At 60.3% G+C, this 340-nt stretch carries 1 protein-coding gene; it reads left to right on the forward strand.

Annotated features, from left to right (window positions below; genetic code table 11):
- Positions 1–340, forward strand: a 340-nt coding sequence (locus EH240_RS37635) for a substrate-binding domain-containing protein (protein WP_167484336.1), incomplete at both ends; no start/stop codon positions are given.

Genomic DNA, 340 nt, shown 5'->3' on the forward strand with positions numbered 1-340 from the left:
CCCGGTGGTTGTGGTAGTCCGCAGCCTGCCCGGCGCGAGAATGTCGTCGATTGTGTCTGACAACGTGGGCGGCGTGGCGATGGGGGTCAAGCATTTGGTATCGCTGGGGCATAGCCGGATCGCTTTTTTGGGAGGCTTTCCAGATACGGCTGTGTTTGCCGAGCGACGGTCTGGTTACCGCAAAGCCATGGACGAAAGTGGTCTTAAGTTCGATGAGGAGTTGGTTGTTCCGTCCATTCCCTCGAGAGCAGGCGGCGTGGAAGCCATCGGACGTGCGATGACCATCAGCGATCGACCGACCGGGGCCGTCTGCTTCAATGACGCGGTGGCGTTTGGCGTG

Source organism: Mesorhizobium tamadayense, from assembly GCF_003863365.1.
Lineage (GTDB): Bacteria > Pseudomonadota > Alphaproteobacteria > Rhizobiales > Rhizobiaceae > Mesorhizobium > Mesorhizobium tamadayense.